Annotated in this window: 19 protein-coding genes; 3 read left to right on the top strand and 16 right to left on the bottom strand. The window is 39.4% G+C overall.

Features of this window, described 5'->3' with window-relative positions; genetic code table 11:
- Nucleotides 1-37: 37 nt before the first annotated feature.
- Nucleotides 38-1195 (bottom strand): iron-containing alcohol dehydrogenase, encoded by a 1158-nt coding sequence (locus ACSBQP_RS00675; protein WP_008342626.1) that lies wholly within the window; start codon nt 1193-1195, stop codon nt 38-40.
- Nucleotides 1192-2634 (bottom strand): alanine/glycine:cation symporter family protein, encoded by a 1443-nt coding sequence (locus ACSBQP_RS00670; RefSeq protein WP_435028092.1) that lies wholly within the window; start codon nt 2632-2634, stop codon nt 1192-1194. The genes ACSBQP_RS00675 and ACSBQP_RS00670 overlap by 4 nt, the downstream gene beginning before the upstream one ends.
- Nucleotides 2635-2764: 130 nt before the next feature.
- Between ACSBQP_RS00670 and ACSBQP_RS00665 the strand changes: the two genes are divergently transcribed.
- Complete coding sequence (locus tag ACSBQP_RS00665; RefSeq protein ID WP_008342630.1) at nt 2765-3658, top strand: LysR family transcriptional regulator; 894 nt, start codon at nt 2765-2767, stop codon at nt 3656-3658.
- Nucleotides 3659-3796: 138 nt separating this feature from the next.
- Here ACSBQP_RS00665 and ACSBQP_RS00660 read toward each other — a convergent pair whose 3' ends face one another.
- From ACSBQP_RS00660 to ACSBQP_RS00640, 5 genes are all read right to left on the bottom strand, one after another.
- Complete coding sequence (locus tag ACSBQP_RS00660) at nt 3797-4918, bottom strand: ABC transporter permease (RefSeq protein WP_046344081.1); 1122 nt, start codon at nt 4916-4918, stop codon at nt 3797-3799.
- Entirely contained in the window at nt 4911-6077 is a 1167-nt protein-coding gene (locus tag ACSBQP_RS00655; RefSeq protein WP_008342635.1) for an ABC transporter permease, read from the bottom strand. The genes ACSBQP_RS00660 and ACSBQP_RS00655 overlap by 8 nt, the downstream gene beginning before the upstream one ends.
- Before the next feature lie 19 nt (nt 6078-6096).
- Nucleotides 6097-7041, bottom strand: coding sequence for an ABC transporter ATP-binding protein (locus tag ACSBQP_RS00650; protein ID WP_435028091.1), 945 nt, complete (start codon nt 7039-7041; stop codon nt 6097-6099).
- Nucleotides 7042-7250: 209 nt separating this feature from the next.
- On the bottom strand, nt 7251-8465 hold the full coding sequence (fdhA, locus tag ACSBQP_RS00645; RefSeq protein ID WP_017367682.1) for a formaldehyde dehydrogenase, glutathione-independent: 1215 nt from the start codon (nt 8463-8465) through the stop codon (nt 7251-7253).
- Nucleotides 8466-8893: 428 nt separating this feature from the next.
- Entirely contained in the window at nt 8894-9496 is a 603-nt protein-coding gene (locus ACSBQP_RS00640) for a class I SAM-dependent methyltransferase (RefSeq protein WP_008342641.1), read from the bottom strand.
- Nucleotides 9497-9763: 267 nt separating this feature from the next.
- Here ACSBQP_RS00640 and ACSBQP_RS00635 point away from each other — a divergent pair, with 267 nt between their 5' ends.
- Nucleotides 9764-9889 carry a YjcZ family sporulation protein gene (locus ACSBQP_RS00635; RefSeq protein WP_008342643.1) on the top strand — a complete coding sequence of 42 codons (126 nt, stop codon included), beginning with the start codon at nt 9764-9766 and terminating at the stop codon, nt 9887-9889.
- Nucleotides 9890-9932: 43 nt separating this feature from the next.
- Here ACSBQP_RS00635 and ACSBQP_RS00630 read toward each other — a convergent pair whose 3' ends face one another.
- The 7 genes from ACSBQP_RS00630 to ACSBQP_RS00600 all read right to left on the bottom strand — a co-directional run bounded on the left by ACSBQP_RS00630 (nt 9933) and on the right by ACSBQP_RS00600 (nt 14812).
- A complete protein-coding gene (locus ACSBQP_RS00630) occupies nt 9933-10094 on the bottom strand; it encodes a hypothetical protein (RefSeq protein ID WP_154666048.1) in 162 nt (53 codons plus the stop codon).
- 159 nt (nt 10095-10253) lie between these two features.
- Nucleotides 10254-10388, bottom strand: a complete 135-nt coding sequence (locus tag ACSBQP_RS00625; protein ID WP_008342648.1) for a YrzI family small protein — start codon at nt 10386-10388, stop codon at nt 10254-10256.
- Between the two features lie 648 nt (nt 10389-11036).
- Nucleotides 11037-11267, bottom strand: coding sequence for a YrhC family protein (locus tag ACSBQP_RS00620; RefSeq protein ID WP_035391005.1), 231 nt, complete (start codon nt 11265-11267; stop codon nt 11037-11039).
- Between the two features lie 72 nt (nt 11268-11339).
- Nucleotides 11340-12488, bottom strand: a complete 1149-nt coding sequence (locus ACSBQP_RS00615; protein WP_008342652.1) for a bifunctional cystathionine gamma-lyase/homocysteine desulfhydrase — start codon at nt 12486-12488, stop codon at nt 11340-11342.
- Nucleotide 12489: 1 nt separating this feature from the next.
- Nucleotides 12490-13413 (bottom strand): PLP-dependent cysteine synthase family protein, encoded by a 924-nt coding sequence (locus ACSBQP_RS00610; protein WP_007501427.1) that lies wholly within the window; start codon nt 13411-13413, stop codon nt 12490-12492.
- 46 nt (nt 13414-13459) lie between these two features.
- A complete protein-coding gene (gene mtnN, locus ACSBQP_RS00605) occupies nt 13460-14155 on the bottom strand; it encodes a 5'-methylthioadenosine/S-adenosylhomocysteine nucleosidase (protein WP_007501428.1) in 696 nt (231 codons plus the stop codon).
- 15 nt (nt 14156-14170) lie between these two features.
- Nucleotides 14171-14812 carry a class I SAM-dependent DNA methyltransferase gene (locus ACSBQP_RS00600; protein WP_135226663.1) on the bottom strand — a complete coding sequence of 214 codons (642 nt, stop codon included), beginning with the start codon at nt 14810-14812 and terminating at the stop codon, nt 14171-14173.
- A gap of 187 nt (nt 14813-14999) precedes the next feature.
- Between ACSBQP_RS00600 and ACSBQP_RS00595 the strand changes: the two genes are divergently transcribed.
- Nucleotides 15000-15206, top strand: a complete 207-nt coding sequence (locus ACSBQP_RS00595; protein WP_026050117.1) for a YrzA family protein — start codon at nt 15000-15002, stop codon at nt 15204-15206.
- A gap of 142 nt (nt 15207-15348) precedes the next feature.
- On the opposite strand, the gene ACSBQP_RS00590 is transcribed toward ACSBQP_RS00595, so the two are convergent.
- Both ACSBQP_RS00590 and ACSBQP_RS00585 read right to left on the bottom strand, forming a co-directional pair.
- A complete protein-coding gene (locus ACSBQP_RS00590; RefSeq protein ID WP_007501430.1) occupies nt 15349-16011 on the bottom strand; it encodes a YrrS family protein in 663 nt (220 codons plus the stop codon).
- 67 nt (nt 16012-16078) lie between these two features.
- Entirely contained in the window at nt 16079-17821 is a 1743-nt protein-coding gene (locus ACSBQP_RS00585) for a peptidoglycan D,D-transpeptidase FtsI family protein (protein WP_135226662.1), read from the bottom strand.
- Nucleotides 17822-17845: the final 24 nt, after the last annotated feature.

Raw genomic sequence — 17845 nt, 5'->3', positions numbered from 1 at the left:
CAGTCATTCTATTCGGCTCTTTTTCTGTATGATTATATTAAAAAGCAGCCTTTAGTATATCTAAGTAGTCCGCTTTCGTAACGGCACGAACATTGCTTTTTGTAGAGTTGTTTTGTTCTGCTAGTTCAGCCATTTTTTCAAAATCTTCTACTTTTACATAAGATAATTCTTTTAGTGATGGAATACCTAAATTCTTTGTGAATGTATATATACCATCCATTAATTTTTGAATCGCCACATCATCTGCATCCGTTTTATCTGCAAAGCCCATGATGTTTGCAAGCTCTATATGCAATGATTTGTTTTCAGCTGCATTAAATTGTATGACATAAGGTAAAAATACAGCATTTGCGATACCATGAGGCGTATCATAAAGACTGCCGAGCGCTTCGGCTAAACAATGCACGGCTGCTACATCAGCGGAACCGAAGCATAAGCCAGCGAGTAAACTGCCTTCCTGCATTTTGTATCTTGCTTCTAAATCAGATCCGTCTTCATACGCCTTCGGTAAATAGGTCACAATGGTTTTCATTGCGCTTGCCCCCATCGCCTTAGAAATAGGGTTTGTTTCTTTACATGTATAGCCTTCAATCGCATGGACCAGTGCATCAACACCTGTTGCCGCTGTTATACTTTTTGGCACCGTAGAAGTAAGAGCAGGATCCAAAATCGCAATAGTTGGTCGAAGCAAGGCATGTTTTAAGGTGATTTTTTTATGTGAAGCAGCTAACGTAATCACAGATGAACGGGTCACCTCAGAGCCAGTTCCAGCCGTGGTTGGAATACAAATTAAGGGTGATACATTTGTGTACGCTTTCTTGCCTGCTATATACTCTTCAGGATTACCGCCATTTGGACCTAATAAAGCAATGGCTTTTGCCGTATCCATTGGGCTTCCTCCACCAATCGCAATAACCGCTGATGCTTGTACTTTTCTAAAGAGCTCTGCACCCGTTAGACATTCATGATCTCTAGGGTTTGGAGATACTTGATCAAAGACGACAACGGAATAACCAGCTTCTTGCAAATATGCTTCAATAGGCGTCACCAATCCTGCGCTTTTTACACCAGGGTCAGTTACAATCATAATTGTAGCACTAGGCAATACAATGTCCTCTACAATAGAGGCAATATCTTTAGATTTTCCAGTCCCCATGATCATTTTCGTATGACAATCATATTCAAAATTTATCATTGATTTTCTACCCCTTCATTTGTTGATTTAATCGCTTGTTTTTCTGCTCCCCACCATTCTATTCCTTTTAAACCTGGAATGGTAGAAGCGTAAAAAACAGGGTTCTTTCCTACCTTTCTTTGTCCCATGTAATCATTTAGAGCCGCAAAAGCAAATTTGCCTAAAATCGCAATGGCAACCAAGTTAACAATGGCCATAATCGCCATCGACAAGTCCGCTAACGTCCAAACGATTTGTAAGTTGGCGAGAGCACCAAACATAATCATCATTAAAACAGTGATTCGATACACGAATAGCGCGGTTACACTGTTATGAATAAAACTGATATTGGCTTCACCGTAATAGTAGCCACCTACAATGGAGCTAAATGCAAAAGTAAAGATCGCAAATGCTAAGAAAATACTCGCCCAAGAACCGAAATGCTGCGCCATTGCAGCTTGAGTAATTTCAATACCTGACAAATCACCTGCTGTTTCTACTGTTGATAGCATAATAATAAATGCTGTACAACTACAAACAACTAATGTATCAAAAAAAACGCCTAATAATTGAACAAACCCTTGTTTTACTGGGTGTGAAACATGGGCAGCAGCAGCGGCATTTGGTGCACTTCCCATTCCTGCTTCATTGGAAAATAAACCGCGTTTGACACCGTTCATTATTGCAGCGCCGATTCCGCCTCCAACCATTTGCTCTAATCCAAACGCACTTTTCATAATACTTGCTAATGCTGCGGGTACATCTGCGATATTTGTCACAATCACATAAAGTGCTAAGATAATATAAAACGAGGACATGATTGTCACAATGATTTGGGTAAAGCGGGCAATTCTCTTTACACCACCAAAAATGATGAAAGCCGTAAGAATGGTTACGAATACTCCCATGCCAATTGGACTGATACCAAATGAATATCGAAAGGCATTTGTGATGGTGTTCGTTTGTACTGCATTAAAAATTAAGCCAAAACTAAGAATAACAGAAAAGGCAAAGATCCTACTTGGCCATTTCAGTCCAAATTGCTTTTGTATATAATAGCCTGGCCCCCCTTTAAAACCATCACTTGTTCTCACTTTATATATTTGAGCGAGTGTGCTTTCGACAAATGCAGAAGCTCCCCCTAAAACCGCTGCAAACCACATCCAGAAAATAGCTCCAGGACCACCAACTGTGATGGCAATAGCAACACCTGCCATATTTCCAGTTCCAATCCTCGTCGCTGCTCCGATAAAGAAAGCTTGCATTGAAGAAATGTCTTGACTCCCTTTTATTTTTGGAGCTTTTTCAAAAATAGAACGGAAGATCTCTTTTAGTAAGACAATTTGCATAAACTTCATTCTCACCGTAAAGTAGATTCCAATCCCTATTAACATAACGACTAAAATATATGTCCATAAAAAGTCATTTATTGAATTGACAATCGTTTCAAACAAAGCCATCCCCCCTATAAAATCTGAACATTCTAAATAATGAAAGCGCCTACTTTTATCATAGTAAAAATGTTATGATCTATCTATAGAAGTTTTCTGATTGCATCAATCGGCTCATCCGATTTAGGAGGGATTGACGTTGGAAATAAAGCAACTGATGATGTTCCAAACAGCATCAAAAGTATTAAACTTTACAAAAACAGCACAAATACTTGGCTATGCTCAATCTAGTATCACGGCAAATATCGCTGCATTAGAAGAAGAGTTAGGAACCCCTCTATTTGAAAGGCTTGGAAAAAGGGTCATTTTAACAGAAGCTGGCATGAAGTTTCAAGATTATACGGATAAGATTTTAGGTTTAACAGGAGAAGCATTAGAGGCTGTTGGTGGGATGAGTGAGCCAAGCGGCATTTTGAGAATATGTGCATCTGAAACACAATGTACCTATCGACTTCCTCATATTTTAACGGACTTTCAAACAACGTATCCTAAAGTAGAACTGATTTTTCGTCCCGGAATAGCTGAAAAGGATGTTTTAAATCTATTACTGGAAGGACAAATTGATGTCGCCCTATTATCGATGAATCCTGTCGTATCCTCACATTTAATTGTAAAAGAATTAAAAGATGAACCGATGGCGATTGTATGCTGTCCAACAAATCCATTGAGCAAAAAACAAAAAGTATATCCTATCGATTTAGACGAGCAAAGATTGTTGTTAACCGAAGACTGCGATTATCGTTATGCCTTCGAACACTCTTTGACACAGGCAGGAGCAAAACCGAGAAGTAAACTAGAACTAGCAGATGTAGAAGCCATAAAAAAATGTGTAATGGCTGGTCTAGGAATTGCTGTACTTCCCGAAATTTCTATAAAAAGAGAAATAACAGAAGGCCATATGATTAAAATCAATTGGATGGGACCCTGTCTCACAACAAAAATCCAACTATTCTGGCATAAAAATAAATGGATGTCTCCTGCTTTGAAGGCGTTTGTTGATTTAACAGAAGAATATATCCTTCTCAATGGGTAATGTGAAATATTTACTTGGGCAGCCTTCAATTTCTTTCACCATTAAATATTAACGAGTTATCCAATCATTTAAAGTAAATCACGTGTATACAAAAAGCCCTCTACATAGCTATAGAGGGCTTTTTAGAAGAACAAAGGATTAATAGGATCTGATGCTCTTCAAACCAATGATCATAAAGACCACCGTAAAAGCAATTAAAACCGTCGCATCTAATAATAAGATAGAAAGATTAACATTGCCGCTCATGATCTCACCAAAACCAGACATCATCCATGTTTGCGGTATAGTCAAAGAAATCTTCTTCATAATGTCTGGAACGATATCTAAAGGCCAATAAATACCACCCAGCATGCACGATCCTACAATGACAATTGCACTAAAGATTTCAGCTTGTTTTTTTGTTTGAGATAAAGTAGCTATCATAAATCCTAAACTTACGACAAGGCCTATAACAAATGATCCGAACAATAAGATAAGAAACAGGTTGCCTAAGTAGACATTAAAGAAAATAGATAAGATGGTCAAAAGAACACCCAATTGTATCCATCCAAGAAGGAAATATGCCATTAAATAGCCCAGAAGTACATATATTTTATGGATTGGACTCGAAAGCAATCTTTGCCATGTATAATTTTTATACTCCGAATGTATAGATGACAAAGAGCTTGAAATCGCAAACATCATAAACATAATGGTAAAGCCAAGCGGTATTAAATTTGGTTGTTGGCTTGCTTGACCATTTTGATTTTTTTCGGCCAATGAAATCGTACCAGATTCATTTAACTTGTTCAATGCATTGGTGAGAGAAACACTTTTCTGCTCTTTCACACCCTGATTGATTTGATAAATGATGGCAGCTGTCTCTTTTAAATAGGGAGATAAGACTGCATATTCTTCAGTTTTTTTATAAACTGTCACATCAAAAATCTCTTTATTTTCTTTTAGATGGGACTTTAATTGGTTTACGACTTTCACAGACGCAACTACCTTTTCTTCAGATACTAAATCTTTTGCGTCGCTTTCAGTTGCCTTTACCCAGAGAAATTTGGTGTTTTTTTCGAGAATTTGAAAAATTTCTTGATCTAGTTTACCTTGACTGGGCTCTAGAATAAAAGCAACTGTCGGTTTCTTTGTATCAGATGCGGTACTACCAAAGATAAAACTAAATACAATTGGCATCACAAATAAAAAAATGAGGGTCAATGGGGACTTTAATGTTTCTTTTAACTTTAACGTGATAATGGCTAATATTTTATGCATAACGATGCTTCCTTTCAAAAGACATTCTTAATAAAGCAATGATGAAGAAAGCCATTCCCATCCCACAGCTAAGTAATAATCCGTTTTGTATTTCACTAAAATCAGCACCTGCCATACTTTTCAAAAACATTCGAAGTGCAAGAGAATTAGGTAAAAAATAGCTGGTATCAATCACCCATTGTGGGAATAAGTATAAGGGCACCATACTCCCGCCTAAAGCAGCTAACACTTGAGTGCCTAAAATCCCCACACTACTAAACGTTTTTTCTCTTTTGATAAAAGAACCAATCAGCACCCCGAAACCCGCAGCATTTAATATAAAACTACATCCGATCATAACAACAGTAAAAGGCTCTCCCCAGTTCACCTTAAAGACAAAGCTAGTAAATAAAATAATGACCGCAAGTTGAATCATACTCATTAAAATAATGCCCAATAACTTTCCAATGATATAACTAGTATTGCTTAATTTTGATACTAGTAGTCTTTTATAAACTTCTTCTTCTTTTTCCTCTATCATACTGCCAACCAAGAAAACAACAGTCATTAACAAAAAAAGCACACCCATCCCGCCTGCGTAGTATTGGAAGGATGTAATCGGCTGGCTGTTGATATGAATATTCCTTTCGTTCACTAGTTCTTTTTTCAGTTGATCAGACACGATCTCCACTTCTTTACCTTGATTCAACGGCACCAGAATACGATTCATATGATAATTTTGAAAGAATTGCACAACCACATTCTCTAGAACCATTTCCTGTAAGTTTGAATTAGGTCCTTTCAAAATATTCAATTGCACATGATCGTGATTTAATAGGCTTTTTTCAAAATTCGGCTTGATGATTATACCCATTGTAATGTCTCTACTATTTAAATCTTTCTCTAATTGATTTTTCGAGGTGACCTTCACCTCAAATATGTCACTGAGTTCACTCTTAGACAAAGTTGAAAGAAACATTTTACTTGTAGCGGACTTATCCTGATCTGTTATTCCTACTCGAAATGAATTGATCCTAATTTCGCTCTCTTTCTTCATGTTATCTCCAAATGCTGCACCTAATATAGCAATTAATATGATAGGCATAAAAAAAAGTGTAAAAAAGCTTTTCTTATCCCTAAAAAACAATAATAGATCTTTCAGTACAACCCAAATGCTCATATGCTCACCTCTATTCGGTCTAATCTCGTAATTTCTTACCTGTTAAATACAAGAATACATTTTCTAAATTTGGTTCTACAACTTCTGCTGAAATTAATTGAACATTTAATGTGGTTACACCTTGAATAAGTTGACTTAGTAAATGCTGAGGGTCGTCATCAAATAATGTGATTTGATTTTCCTGTACCACAAAGTCATTCCGTGGGTGGTATTCATTTATGTATTGGCACACTCGCTCCATATCCTTTTGTCCTTGTTCACATTTAATCGTAAAAATGATTTCTCTTTTTTCTCCAACAAGCTCAGCCAATTCACTTAAATCACCTACCTTAATGAAAGAACCTTGATCCATAATAGCTATTTTTTCACATAGATATTCGACTTCCTCCATGTAATGACTCGTATAAATAATTGTCATTCCTTCACTATTTAACGTTTTAACTGTTTCTAATATATGATTTCTGGATTGCGGGTCTATACCCACTGTAGGTTCATCCATTATTAATAGTTTTGGCCGATGCAAAATCGCACATCCGATATTCACTCTTCTTTTCATCCCTCCTGAGAATACTTTCACTTTATCATTCGCTCTATTGCCCAGACCAATTAATTCAAGGATTTCTTGTACTCTGCTTTTTAATTCTTCTCCTTTAAGTCCATACATTTTCCCCCAAAACGTTAAATTTTCTTTTGCTGACAAATCTAAATATAAAGCGATCTCTTGCGGAACAATGCCAATCAATTGCTGTGCATGCTTTGTTTCTTTATGTAGATCAATGCCTCCAATCGTAACAGTCCCGCTCGTTGCAGGTAGAAGTCCTGTCATGATGCCGATTAAGGTTGATTTCCCTGCACCATTAGGACCCAAAAGCCCAAATGATTCACCAGGTTTCAAGTGGAAGCTAACCCCTTTTAATACTTGTTTACCCTCATAATTTTTGATGATGTTCTGTACTTTTAGCAATTGTAATCTCTCCTCTATTCTTCCTATCTATCATAATCCTATCCAATCATTGCCAACTGTTTTATGGTATGTCTTTCAACTAAAGATCATTTTTTCCAATTTACTCATTTTACCACGTTATGAAATGTAGAAGAACAGTATAGGTCTTTTTATATTTATAAACAAAAAAACTTACAGGAAAAATCCTGTAAGTTTTTTTCGATGGATCATTATTTAGAAATCATGCCATGCGGGTCAATCACAAATTTCTTCGCCACACCCGAATCAAAATCGCTATATCCTTTAGGGGCTTGATCAAGGGAAATGACGGTTGCATTAACGGCTTTGGCGATTTGTGCTCTTCCGCTTAAAATAGATTTCATCAAGCTGCGGTGATATTGCATGACAGGGGTTTGGCCTGTCACAAAGGTATGGGCTTTGGCCCAGCCAAGTCCAATTCGCACTTTCAGAGATCCAACTTTTGCATCTTCATCCACAGCACCTGGATCTTCTGTGACGTAAAGTCCTGGAATTCCAAGTTTACCGCCAACTTTGGTAATATCCATAATTGTATTTAAAACGGTGGCTGGTGCTTCTCCTTGATCTCCATGACCTGAAGCTTCAAAGCCGACACAATCGACCGCACAGTCGACTTCTGGCTCTCCAAGGATGTTTGTCATTTGTTCACCGATTCGATCATGTTTTCGTAAATTAATCGTTTCGCAGCCAAAGCTTCTCGCCTGCTCGAGCCTTTGTTCATTGAGATCGCCGACGATGACAGCAGAAGCGCCAAGGAGCTGAGCGGAATGCGCTGCTGCAAGACCTACTGGCCCTGCACCAGCAATATAGACAGTAGAGCCTGGTTTTACGCCAGCCGAATACGCACCATGAAAACCTGTCGGGAAAATATCGGAAAGCATTGTCAAATCAAGTATTTTCTCCATCGCCTGATCTTTGTCCGGAAATTTAAGCAGCTGGAAATCAGCATATGGCACCATGACGTACTCCGATTGGCCGCCAACCCATCCGCCCATATCTACATATCCATAAGCTGAGCCAGGTCGATCGGGGTTCACATTTAAACACACATGGGTTTTTTGTTCTTTACACATGACGCAGCGACCACAGGCAATATTAAATGGAACTGATACGAGATCACCCTTTTGGATAAACTCTACATCTCGTCCAACTTCAACGACTTCACCAGTAATTTCATGACCAAGGACAAGTCCTTCAGGCGCAGTTGTACGCCCTCTTACCATGTGTTGGTCGCTCCCGCAAATGTTTGTTGTCACCACTTTTAAAATGACGCCATGCTCACACTTACGTCCAACATTGGCTTTAGGTACACCAGGGCCATCTCTTAAAACCAAATCAGGGTATCCAATATCCTCAACTGCTACATTTCCTGCTCCTTTGTAAACGACACCTTTGTTTCCCGACATGTTTTTATTCCTCCCTTTTTGTTTAAAAATGAAGTCTCTCCAAAATTCTCTCTTTCTCGGGCTTTTTCCTTCTTTTAACCACACATTGACTCAAAAAATAAGTGACAAATGTCTACCTAGGAGAGAAAAATGTATTTTCCAGTCAAATAAAAAAGAAAATATTGAAAAAAAAGCTAAACATTTGCAGAACATTGTCGATATAAGGAATAAGCCAGACAGGTATCCTTAATCGACAAACAAATTCCTTATATATACTATCATTCCTTACACACCTGGCTGGCCCCTACATATGAAATGAATGCAAAAGACTCTTCTTGTGAAGAGTCTTTTTTATTGACGAATGGTCCATTCCATCGCATGCAAAAAGGCTCCTCTGACGAAGAGCCTTTTTTAATTGCTTGTTCATTACCTGGGAAATATTTTCATCATCATTTTAAGGCTTTGATACAGATGTATGTATCATAATGGTAAACAGAGACGTCTCTAAAGTGATACGCTGAAAAAAGACTGCTGATGTCTTCTTCACTGTACGTTGAAAGAGACTGTGAGCGTTTTTGTTCCTTCATTAGTTCCTGCTTTTGAAAAGATAAGAATACTTCTCCATCCACTTGAAGAACACGATATACCTCTTTCATGACTTGTTCGATATCTGGCAAGTAATAGATGGTCTGCACTGTGAACAATTTATTAAATGATCTGTCTTCAAAAGGTAATTGCTCAGCTTTTCCAAGTGTGATAACGGCTTTTTCCTGCTCGACAAGCCTCTTATGTTTTCTTTTCGCGTATTTTACCATATGACGCGAAGCATCGATTCCATATACTTTCCCTCGATCAAGTTTTTCCGCTACTTTAGATAATGTCATACCTCTTCCAGTACCAATTTCTAAAATCCGGTCGTTTTCTTGTATATTTAAGAGTTGAATCGTCCATTGATTGATATTATGATGATTTTTTTCCATATAGCGGGCTACCCATTTTGAGAACAAGCCCTTTGGTTCCCTCATTTGTTTTCCAATCCAGCTTTGAATCAATGTCAACACCTGCTTTGCACCAGTAAATAAAACTATTTACGAATTTTCTTACTTTTCATATCGGCTCTCGCCTAACAAAAGTTAAGACCTAGTCCTAATTCCTTTGTCTTTTATTAGACGGCACCTTTTCTGAAAATGTTTCGCACGTCATGAAAAATATTTAAACAAATAGGCATTTTCATTAATTGTGTTCAGATTGATTTCGTTTTCCGCATGAGCTGCATATTTTATGAATGTATCTTGATTAGATAAAGGTGGTGCTAGATTATGGGCTTTGGCGGTTATTCTGGAGGCTACTGCGGTGGCTACGGTGGCGGTTTTGCAGGCGGATTCGCATTGCTTGTTGTACTGTTCATTTTGTTAATCATCATCGGTGCAAGCTGGATTTGCTAATGTAAAAGGAGCAGGAAACGATAACGTTTCCTGCTCCTTTTCTTTAATACCAATAGGTTGGATAATTGTACATATAGCGTCTGAGCATTTCTTCTTGCTCTCTTTGCATTCTGTATGGATTGCCGTACCCGTGCTTTAAAGAATGCGGAATAGACGCATACCCGTGCCCCACTGACGGAAACCTCATATATGGTGACATCGACATTCATTGATCACCTCACAATCTCCTTTTACGGTTATCATATGTGCAGGTGATCAATGTGGAGCGTGTCTAAACCTGGTCCTTCTCCCTTGTATAACAATCAAGCATTGCAAGCATCATAAACATGTCAATCTCCTCCTTTTCATCTTTTTATTGTCCTTTTTAGTTCATGTACTTTAGTTGTTTCTGCTTCATTTCTTCATAAAATGTTTCGACTTGTTGTTCATAAAGAACGGTTTCAATGTCTTTGTATTTACGTTGGATCGTCAAAGTAATAAAAAATAAATGGATTGTCATATACGCTCACCTCCCTTCAGTTCGCAGCACGCGAAATAGCCCGCAGATCTTCTTTATCAGTTGACCTGCGGGCACACAAAAATGCAGATCAAAAGACAGTGTCTTCTAACCTGCGATGGATGATACGTGAAATCCTCGTTTACTTAAACAGTTTTGTAGCGTGAACCGTAAAAGGTAAAGGAAGGACACGAGCTCTTCCACAGGCTGATGACATGATGAAATTGGTTGTTGAATTGATCACAAGTAGATACGAATAACATATTCTTCAGCCTCCTTTACGTTTTTAATTACTTTGTAAGTATATCCAGCAAGCACCATTTTGTAAACCTGTTTTTAGTAAATTAGATGATTTTTGTGTGTTTGACTAAATTTCTACAGTGATTCTTGTCCGATTATCCAGTGCAATTAAAAAAAAGTTTCCTCATCACATGAGGAAACTTCAGAATGTTGACAAAGGGCTAAAATGAACTTGATTTTAGCCCTTTGTCTTCTTTTCAGCGTGATAGAAAACCTTTGAATTCTAGGAAGGACGAGTACCGGCGCGGAGCGAATTTGACATTCGTGAGCACCGGCACGCAGGACTGACAAAGAATGCGAGGGTTTGTCTACACGCTGAAAGTCTCCTCATCATATGAGGAGACTTTTTACTTAATCTTCATCAAGTTCTTGCAATTTCTTTTGAAAAAAGATCGCACGTTTCACGCAAAGAAAAGCGGCTAATAGGAAAACACAATCAACTGCCATCATCAGCATTTTTGGTGATGCTTCTAGGTGCTGATTTGGTAAAATCGTACCAATATATAAAAAGGTGCTAACAGCAAGCAAAATAAAAGCGTATTGCTTGTAATCTGTCACTAAACCATCCCACTTTTTCTTCACTTGATTCACCTTCCCGTTATCAATGTCTATTGATAGCTTACCATAGTGAGAGAAAGCGGGGGGCATGTAAATCTATCCATTCGTTACTGCGTCGAGCCCTTGTTCAATATCATGTAATAAGTCATCAATATCTTCAATACCGACAGAAATACGGATTAAACCATCTGTGATGCCAAGCTCTTCTCTGCGCTCTTTTGGAATGGATGCATGGGTCATGCGAGCAGGAACAGAGATTAAACTTTCAACCGCCCCTAGGCTTTCTGCGATTGTAAACAATTTCAATTGGCTTAAAAACACGTCGACGTTTTCTTCTTTTCCAATATCAAAAGAAATCATACCGCCAAAGCCTGTTGCTTGAGTTTTTGCAAGCTCATGACCTGGGTGAGCGCTTAAACCTGGGTAATAGACACGTGTAATCGCAGGATGTTGTTCTAAAAACTCAGCGATTTTCTGCGCGTTTTGTTGATGTGCTTCCATTCTTAGTCCGAGCGTTTTCATCCCTCGCATTAGAAGCCACGCATCTTGCGGTCCAAGAATACCGCCTGTAGAGTTTTGAACAAAGTGCAGTTCTTCACCAAGCTCTTCAGTAGCTGTCACGACAAGTCCGCCCACCACATCACTATGGCCGCCTAAATATTTTGTGGCACTGTGCAAGACAATGTCAGCCCCATATGAAATCGGCTTTTGAAAATATGGGGTAAAAAACGTATTATCGACAATCATCAAGATGCCAGCTTCTTTTGTGATCCGGCTTATGGCTTGTAGATCGGTCATTTTCAGCAATGGATTGGTTGGTGATTCAATATAGACGGCTTTTGTTTCTGGTAAAATTGCTTTTTTCACCGCTTCAGGATCACTTGTGTCTACAAATGTGGCTTTAATGCCAATCCGGTTGAGCACCTTTGTCATCACACGATAGGTTCCGCCGTACACGTCATCAGTCAGTACGATATGATCTCCGCTGTTAAACAGCATCATCACAGCTGTAATTGCAGCCATCCCTGAACCGAATGCATAGCCGTTTGCCCCGCCTTCAAGATCACGAATGACTGTTTCCAGTGCTGTTCTTGTTGGATTCGCAGTTCTGGAATATTCATATCCAGTGTGCTCGCCTGCTTTAGGCTGCTTATAGGTGCTGACTTGATAAATAGGAACAGACACGGCTCCTGTTTTTTCATCACCAGTGATTCCACTATGAATCATCATTGTTTTTGGCTTCATTTTATTTTCCTCCCTCATAAATACCTTTACTTAGATAACGCTCACTGCTATCAGGAAAAATGGTCACGATCACCGTCCCAGGTGATGCCTTTTTCGCTTCCTCTAAAGCGGCAAATAGAGCGGCTCCAGACGAGCTTCCGATCAGAACACCTTCCTTTTCAGCTGCTTCTTTCACCATTCGGAAAGCATCATCGTCACTGACGGTATAAATCTCGTCAAATAAAGTCGATTCCATATAATCTGGAATAAATTCAAGGCCAATTCCTTCCGTTCTATGCGGTCCCGGCTTTCCGCCATTTAAAATAGATCCTTCTGGTTCCACGATCACTGTTTTTAGCGCTTCTTTTTGCTCTTTTAAATAGGCAGCACAGCCTTGAAACGTTCCACCAGAGCCCGCTCCTGCTACAAACACGTCTATGTTCCCCTGGAGGTCAGACCATATTTCTGGCCCGAGTGTTTTATAGTAAGTCAATGGATTTACTTGGTTTTTAAATTGTAAGACGCAATAAGCATTGTCAAGGCTTGCCTCTAGTTCAAGGGCTCGATCAATCGCACCCTTCATCCCATCTTTTCTTGGTGTATGAATAATTTCTGCACCAAGCGCCTTCATGAGCTGTTGTTTCTCTTGACTAAAATGTTCTGGTACACAGAAGATCGGATGCAATTGATGTTTTCTTGCACTTAGCGCAAGCCCGATGCCTGTGTTTCCTGCAGTTGCTTCAATAATGGTTCCGCCTGGGCGCAGTTTGCCCGATGCCAGCGCTTCTTTAATCAGCATATCGCCTAAGCGATCCTTAATACTTCCGCCTGGGTTCATCATTTCAAGTTTTGCATAAACATCAACACCTGCCGGCACACCCATCCCTGACAGTTTTAAAAGCGGTGTGTGGCCAATTAATTCCGTAATATCATGTATGACAGCCATATAAATCCCTTCCTTTGTATGGAAAAGAAGGGGGAAACCCCTTCTTTTATTGTGTTTGCTTTATCATACGCAGGACAAGGTCTGTTGAGTGAATCGCTGCTTGCTCTAGAAATTGATCAAAAGAGATATTGGATTCTTTCCCAGCAATATCTGACAACGCTCGAACGACCACAAATGGCGTTTCAAATAGATGGCAAACTTGCGCAACTGCTGCTGCCTCCATTTCCACTGCATACAGCTCTGGGAATTTCTCTCTCACAAACGCGACACGACCAGGATCATCCATAAATGAATCTCCTGTTGCAATCGTCCCTTTTGCCACTTGAATATGATCGATTTCTGAAGCAGATTCCTCTGCCAGCTTCACAAGCTGATCATCTGCGATGAAAGCAGCTGGTAATCCTGGCACTTGTCCATATTCGTAATCAAAGATCGTCACGTCCACATCATGATGTCTAACATCAGTAGAGATGACAATATCACCTACATTTAATGAGTGATGGAAACCGCCAGCTGATCCTGTATTGATCACATAATCTGGCTGAAAGCGGTCAAGCAGAAGTGTTGTGCTGACCGCTGCATTTACTTTTCCAATCCCTGATTTTAATAAAATCACTTCTTTATCTTCATAAACACCTGTTGTAAATTCACACCCAGCGATGTTTTCTTGTGTGGCATTCTTTAGTTGGTCTCTTAAAATCGTCACTTCTTCTTCCATTGCACCTATCACTGCGATTTTCAAATCAAAAACATCCTTTCATTCCCTTTTCTTCGCTTCTACGATCCACACAAAATCATTCATTTGATGAAAAGATGTGCTAAAACCTTCTTCTTCAAAGATTTGCTTTAACACACCTATGGATGGATAGTATTCCGTTTCTAAATCCTCTGCAAGCTGATCGAATCCAGCGGCTTTCGCTTTGTTCGTTTCAGCTTGATGTGCTGCTTGATTTTGAAACATTGTATCAGCAAAGACTATTTTACCACCTGAGGGAAGGATGTTGCCATAGGTGTGGATGGCTTGTTTTTTTTCGTCGTCCGTTAAATGATGGAAAGCATATGAACTGACGATCGTATCAGGCTCAAAAGGTGGAGATGGAAACGATAAAAAATCCCCGTCATGAAATACATTTGGTATTCCTTTTTGAAGAGCCGCTTTCTTCATGGCCTCTGAAGGTTCAACGCCAAACACTTTCTTATCTGCTTGAAGCAGTGCCGCCGTTAGGTTTCCTGTGCCGCTTCCAAACTCAATGACATGTTGACCTGCACGGCGAGTAATCTCTTTTAGAATGGCCGGATACCGGCGAAACACTTCTTTATACTGCTCGTCATGACCACTTACAGTGTCATCATAAGATTCAGCCCAATGATCAAATAAAGAAAGAAACTCACGTCCCATTTTTCTTTCCCTCCACTTTATCTATTTATTCCTATCCGTATAGTATGTTTTATTCCGTCGAACAGTTCCTATCCTACCACATCTTCTGATTCTTTCCTACTAAAAAATACTGGGCGGGGTAGAAAAATATTTGCCCTTTTGAATGGGAGAGATTATGATGAATCTAGAGCATGGAGGGATGAATGAAATGGATTTTCAACTGGATTTTTTAAAGGACAAAATTGAATTTTTTGAAGCAACGTCTTTAAAAGAACTTGAACAAAAGATCCAAAAACAAATTGAACATAATCAGGCGATCTTGCTGACTGTTCATTCTGTGAGTCATCAAACGACTGTCATTGATGATAAGATTTTGTATACAGCAGTTGTTCATTTTAAAGCGAATATCTCATAAAAAAAAGATCAGCGTGTAGGCAATCAGGTCTGTGCGCCGGTGCTAGTCCTTCCTAGACTGCAAAGGTTTTCTATCACGCTGAAAAGAAGAAAAAGGCTAAAATGAAGTTCATTTTAGCCTTTTTGCATGCATCTTTTTTATTTTATTTTAATTTTTCAACCTTCACAGGTTTCCAGCCTTTTTCATCCACCCACGTAATTTCTACACGGTAGCGTTCACCTGTTGATTTATCACGGATGGTTCCTTTTGCATCTTGAGGTCCTCCGTTATTTCCTAACCAAATAACAGTCATTTGGTCTTCTGAGATTCCTGTCGCATAGGACATGGCTTTGATCATTTCTTTCCAGTCTTTTGAGTTAGCATCATAGGTTGCTGTATGTGATCCCGATTGCTCTGTTCCTACAGGCTCCCAGTTATCGTTTTCATATGTTTTATCTACGTCACTTGTTTTACCGCCATCTGTTTCTGTGGCATCTTTTAACGCATCTTTGTTTGGCTCTTCTTCATCATCTGTTTTCTTTGTATCGTCTTTTTTGTCAGATGAATCGTCTTTTTTTGCATCCGCATCATCGGATGTATCTTTCTTTTGATCTTTCACATCTTCTTCTGAGTTTTGTTTATTTTCACTCGATGCAGGTGCTGTTTTTGATGGTTCGTTGGCTACATCTTTCGGTGGTCTATTAAAAATTAACAAACTCGATGCGACAACCAAAATAAGCACCACAACGATACCAATTAATATGTTAAGCACCATATTCGCCTTTCTGCGCTTATCACGATGTTCAAATCGAGAATTTCTACTCAAAATCTCTGCACTCCTTTGCCTCTGTTCCCTAAGTCGTTACTATTCTAACATGACATGAAGGGATGTTCTATGTCTGTTTCTTTTCAATTTCATTGACCTTTTTTACAATATCATAAAACGCTTCATTTGTCTTAGCCCGGCCACTTGCCTCGTCAAGGTGAACAACAACCAGAGCGTATTTTGGTTTTTCTGCCGGAAAGTATCCGGCAAACCACTTGTGATAAAGTGGATTCCCCTGTTTATCTTTGCTGCCGGTTTGGGCAGTGCCTGATTTCCCTGCTATATGGAACGGCAGGTCTTGAAATCTTCTTCCTGTTCCTTTGTCAGAGGTCACCACCTGCCTTAAGTACTTTTGCAAGGTTTGAGCTGTATAGCGGTCAATACTGTCACCATCAGGTCGTTTGTTTTGAAAGGATAGCATCGTTGTTCCGTTTTGATACATCACTTTATCTGCAATCCTCACTTCTTTTCGTTCTCCGCCCCTTGCAATCGTTGCCATCATATTGGCAATTTGTAAGGGGGTTGTTTTGACATTTTTTTGACCAATTGCCGTTTGCGCAATGGCTTTTTTGACATGCTTGTCTCTTTTATCTCCCCACACACTGCCTGTTTCTTCACGATCAAACTGTTTGAATTGTTGCTTATGGTATACATCCCCTTCCCAGCCGGCTCGATCCACAAGCCCAAGCTTTGAAGCTGTCTTTTCAAGGCTTTGATCATCTGTTTGGATGAGCTGCTCAGCGAGTGTCGCAAATGTATAATTACAGCTTTGCGCAAAGCTTTCAGACAGATTCAGTACTTCCTGCTTTCCTTCTGGCTCTCCATATAAATTCTTTCGACAATCATACATCGTTTGTGGCTGGTTCAAGTTTTTTTCAATCGCTGCGGCAAGTACGACCGTTTTAAATACAGAACCGGGAGCCATTGCGGTCAGCATGTAATTTCTTGCCTCATGCCGGTTTTTGCTGGTCACATTTGGAACACTCGCCATCGCCAGCACACTGCTATTCTGAATGTCGAGCAGAACCGCTCCGCCTTTTTCAACACCTTGCGCTTTGAGAACATTCTCCATTTCCCTCTGCATGTCTTCGTCCATAGTTGTCTGCACTTGCAGCGGATAAAACGAATGAGCTTCTGCTGTATATTTGACGTCCATCCCAAACAAAGGGTTTCCCCTTCCGTCCACATGATATAACAATTTTGTGTCTTGCTCTGGTAATAGAAATTCGTCAAATGTACTTTCCAAACCGAATGTACCGATCTCAGTGCGGATTGAAAGTTCTTTTTTGTCCGGATAACGCTTTCTCAAGAGTTCTGGATTCTCACTTGTGAAGCCTAATGTGTGGAGGGCAAGTCTTTTTTTGTCCTTCTCTTTCATATATACGCCGTAAACACCTGAATATTTCATATCATTGATGTCTTTCAGCTTTTTTTTCGTCATATCATCTTTTAAAATGAGTGGTTTCTTCGTTTCTGTCAGCTGGCTCTTCAATTCATCTTCTTCCATCTCAAGTATAGAAGCGGTTTGCTTTAAGTGAGGGAGGTCATATTGCAGGAATGGAAATATGATGACCGCTGGCTCTTCCTTTGTGAGAAGTGCCTCGCCGTTTCGATCTAAAAATTCGCCGCGTCCGTCTGAAATGACTACTTCTTCTGTCCGCTGCCTGACACTTTCTTGGATCAAATTAATATCAAGTTTTGAAAAAGATTCTGTGAAAAACAACTGAATTTCCGCTAGTCTAAACAGAAGACCGAGCAATAATATAAAAATAATGGCACCTGTCCATTGGATTCTTCTTGTTTTCAGCATAAAAACACCTCGTCCCTATTGTGG

Origin of the sequence: Bacillus sp. G402 (assembly GCF_051172515.1) — a bacterium.
Lineage (GTDB): Bacteria > Bacillota > Bacilli > Bacillales > Bacillaceae > Bacillus > Bacillus altitudinis.
Note: the sequence above shows the minus strand (reverse complement) of the source record. Positions and strands in the feature narration are given on the sequence as shown.

What these genes read in the sequence shown, in the direction of transcription:
- ACSBQP_RS00675 (WP_008342626.1), bottom strand. Translation starts at nt 1,195, where the DNA reads ATGATAAATTTTGAATATGATTGTCATACGAAAATGATCATGGGGACT.
- ACSBQP_RS00670 (WP_435028092.1), bottom strand. Translation starts at nt 2,634, where the DNA reads ATGGCTTTGTTTGAAACGATTGTCAATTCAATAAATGACTTTTTATGG.
- ACSBQP_RS00660 (WP_046344081.1), bottom strand. Translation starts at nt 4,918, where the DNA reads ATGCATAAAATATTAGCCATTATCACGTTAAAGTTAAAAGAAACATTA.
- ACSBQP_RS00655 (WP_008342635.1), bottom strand. Translation starts at nt 6,077, where the DNA reads ATGAGCATTTGGGTTGTACTGAAAGATCTATTATTGTTTTTTAGGGAT.
- fdhA (WP_017367682.1), bottom strand. Translation starts at nt 8,465, where the DNA reads ATGTCGGGAAACAAAGGTGTCGTTTACAAAGGAGCAGGAAATGTAGCA.
- ACSBQP_RS00635 (WP_008342643.1), top strand. Translation starts at nt 9,764, where the DNA reads ATGGGCTTTGGCGGTTATTCTGGAGGCTACTGCGGTGGCTACGGTGGC.
- ACSBQP_RS00630 (WP_154666048.1), bottom strand. Translation starts at nt 10,094, where the DNA reads ATGTCGATGTCACCATATATGAGGTTTCCGTCAGTGGGGCACGGGTAT.
- ACSBQP_RS00625 (WP_008342648.1), bottom strand. Translation starts at nt 10,388, where the DNA reads ATGACAATCCATTTATTTTTTATTACTTTGACGATCCAACGTAAATAC.
- ACSBQP_RS00615 (WP_008342652.1), bottom strand. Translation starts at nt 12,488, where the DNA reads ATGAAGCCAAAAACAATGATGATTCATAGTGGAATCACTGGTGATGAA.
- ACSBQP_RS00610 (WP_007501427.1), bottom strand. Translation starts at nt 13,413, where the DNA reads ATGGCTGTCATACATGATATTACGGAATTAATTGGCCACACACCGCTT.
- ACSBQP_RS00600 (WP_135226663.1), bottom strand. Translation starts at nt 14,812, where the DNA reads ATGGGACGTGAGTTTCTTTCTTTATTTGATCATTGGGCTGAATCTTAT.
- ACSBQP_RS00595 (WP_026050117.1), top strand. Translation starts at nt 15,000, where the DNA reads ATGGATTTTCAACTGGATTTTTTAAAGGACAAAATTGAATTTTTTGAA.
- ACSBQP_RS00585 (WP_135226662.1), bottom strand. Translation starts at nt 17,821, where the DNA reads ATGCTGAAAACAAGAAGAATCCAATGGACAGGTGCCATTATTTTTATA.